Genomic DNA, 2,755 nt, shown 5'->3' with positions numbered 1-2,755 from the left:
GCTTGCCGGACTGAGCCCGGCTGCCACCTCACCCGCGGCCCGCGGCCCCGGTCCCCCGACACCCCCTTCTTCCCCGGCCGTACGCCCCGGGACCCCGGACTCGCGCTCTTCCTCAACGCCGGCGACCCCGGCCTGGAGCACACCCGCGACCTCCTGCTGCTCTTCGACGGCCTCGGCGTCGACTGCGTCGAACTCGCCGTCCCGTTCCCCGACTCCGTCACCGACGGCCCCGTCATCCGCGCCTCCGCCCGGCGGGCGCTCGCCGCCGGCACCGACGCCTACTGGGACGCCGCCGAGCAGACCGGCCAGCGCGTCATCACCACCTGCTACGCCGACTCCGCCGGGGCCGTGCTGGCGCGCGCCGCCCGGCGCTCCACCGCGTACGTCTACCTCGTCGCCGCCTACGGCCGCTCCGGCACCGCCCCGCCGCCCGACCCCGCCCGCCTGCGCCCCGCCGCACTCGCCCTGCACCGCACCGGCGCGGCCCCGGTCGCCGTCGGCTTCGGGGTGCGCACGCGCCACGACGTGCGGGACATCGAGCAGTTCGTCACCGGACTGCGGCCCGCGGCCGGGCGCCGATCCGACGAGCGGAGCACCGCGAAGGGAGCGGATACGTGATCGTGAGAAGACTCAAGGACGTCCTCCACGTCGACCGGGGAAACGGAAGGAGCCGGCGCCTCGTCTTCGTGTTCAGCCCTCCGCTGAAGGGTGGCGAGACCCATTCCCTCGACGGTGCGGGGCCCTCCTCCTACTGACCGCCGGCAGCAATCCGAGCACGCCAAAGCTAAGGAGCCCGCCGTGATCGCGTGGTCGAAGGACGACGAGAGGCTGAAGGAAGGGATCGGCCTGTGGTTCGGGAAGTTCGCCGAGGACTTCCCGCGCGAACCCTGGCTCGCCGTCATGGAGTCCGGGCTCCTGCGCCTGCCCTTCGACGAGAAGTGGGGCGGCCTCGGGCAGTCGCTCCTCACCACGATGTACGTGCTGGAGGAACCGGGCCGCGGCTGCCCCAACACCGGCCTGAACTTCGGCATCACCACCCACATGGTGAGCACCGGCGTCGCCCTCCAGCGCTTCGGCTCCACCGCGCTCAAGGACGCCTACCTGCCGCGGGTCTGCGCCGGCACCGCCATCGGCGCCCACGCCGTCACCGAACCCGACTCCGGCTCCGACATGCTCGGGATGCGTACGACCGCGACCGCCGACGGCGACTGCTACCGCCTCAGCGGCTCCAAGGCGTTCGTCGGCAACGGGCCCGTCGCCGATCTCGTCGTCGTCTACGCCAAGACCGAACCGGCCGCCGGCCCCCTCGGCGTCACCGCCTTCCTCGTGCCCCGCGACACGCCGGGCCTCACCTTCGGCGACCCCGTCGAGAAGATGGGGCTGAGGTCCTCACCGCTGTGCTCGCTCTTCCTCGACGACTGCCGGGTGCCCAAGACCCACATCGTCGGCCGCGTGGGCGCCGGCTTCCTCGTCCTGGACCACGTGATGACGTGGGAGATCCTGTGCCGCTTCATCGTCAGCACGGGCGAGATGCGCCGCCGCCTCGACCGCTGCGTCGAGTACGCGGGGCAGCGCAGCGCCTTCGGCCGGCCCATCGGCGGCTTCCAGGCCGTCGCCAACCGGATCGTCGACATGAAGATCGGCCTGGAGACGTCCGGGAAGTGGCTCTACGACACCGCGGAGAAGTTCACCGCGGGCCGCAAGGTCACCGCGGACCTGGCGACCGCGAAGCTCGTCGCCGGCCGCGCGGCCCTCGATTCCGCGCTCGGCGCCGTGCAGGTCTTCGGCGGCAACGGCTACTTGGCCGAGTACGGCCTCGAACAGGAGCTGCGCGGCGCAGTCGCCGGAACCATCTACTCCGGCACCACGGAGACCCAGTACAACCGGATAGCCGCGACGCTCGGCCTGGGGCGCGCCGCCTGACGCGGGAGGACACCGATGACGACGACAGACCTGGAAAGCGCCCTCGCCCCCACCGAGTTCCTGAACTCCGACGACCCCGACGTCCGCGACTTCGTCCGCCGCACGCTGCCGCAGGACGGGCTCGGCAGCAGGGACGCCGCCGTACGGCTCTACTACGCCGTGCGCGACGGCATCAACTACGAGGTGTACGGCGTGGACCTGTCCCGTACCGGCGTCACCGCCGCCGAGGTCGCCCGTACCGGCAAGGGCATGTGCCTCCACAAGTCCGTGCTCTACGCCGCCGCCCTGCGCGCCGTCGGCATCCCCGCGCGGCTCGTCCTCACCGACGTGCGCAACCACCTGTTGTCGCCCGCGCTGCGCAAGCTCGTCGGCGGCGACGTCTTCCGCTACCACACCCTCACCACCGTCCACCTCGACGGCACGTGGGTGCGCGCGACCCCCGTCTTCAACCGGCTGCTGTGCCGCCTGTACGGAATGCGCCCGCTCGACTTCGACGGCAGAGCCGACAGCGTCCACCACCCGTACGACGACGACGGCATGCGCCACATGGAAGTCGTCCGCGAGCACGGCGAGTTCGACGACCTGCCGTACCAGCGGGTCGTCGACGGCATGCGCGGCGCCCACCCCGGCATCTTCGCCGACCCGGACAGCACCCGGCTGGTCACCGGCTCGCTGCACGCCGACGCGACCGCGCGGAAGGGCTGAGGCCCCGTGTGGTTCAAGGTGTGCGGCATCGCGTTCGACCGCGCGGGCTGCGACGCCGACCTCTTCGACTCCGTGGGCGACAACGGCCGGATCGACTCCGCCGGCCGCCCGCTGGCCCCGGCCGCGG

General features: G+C 72.4%; 3 protein-coding genes. All 3 read left to right on the top strand.

The features are described from left to right. The coding region (locus tag H5J30_RS25860; protein WP_181789753.1) for a tryptophan synthase subunit alpha at nucleotides 1-618 on the top strand (618 nt) is incomplete at its 5' end. A gap of 180 nt (nucleotides 619-798) precedes the next feature. Then, nucleotides 799-1,923 carry an acyl-CoA dehydrogenase family protein gene (locus tag H5J30_RS25855; RefSeq protein ID WP_181789752.1) on the top strand — a complete coding sequence of 375 codons (1,125 nt, stop codon included), beginning with the start codon at nucleotides 799-801 and terminating at the stop codon, nucleotides 1,921-1,923. 15 nt (nucleotides 1,924-1,938) lie between these two features. Continuing rightward, the gene (locus H5J30_RS25850; RefSeq protein WP_181789751.1) at nucleotides 1,939-2,628 is read left to right on the top strand and encodes a transglutaminase-like domain-containing protein; all 690 of its coding nucleotides are present in this window, start codon (nucleotides 1,939-1,941) and stop codon (nucleotides 2,626-2,628) included. Nucleotides 2,629-2,755: the final 127 nt, after the last annotated feature.

It is taken from the genome of Streptomyces phytophilus (genome assembly GCF_013870535.1).
GTDB lineage: Bacteria > Actinomycetota > Actinomycetes > Streptomycetales > Streptomycetaceae > Streptomyces > Streptomyces phytophilus.
The sequence above is the reverse complement of the archived record's forward strand: the minus strand, read 5'-3'. Positions and strand labels throughout refer to the sequence as shown.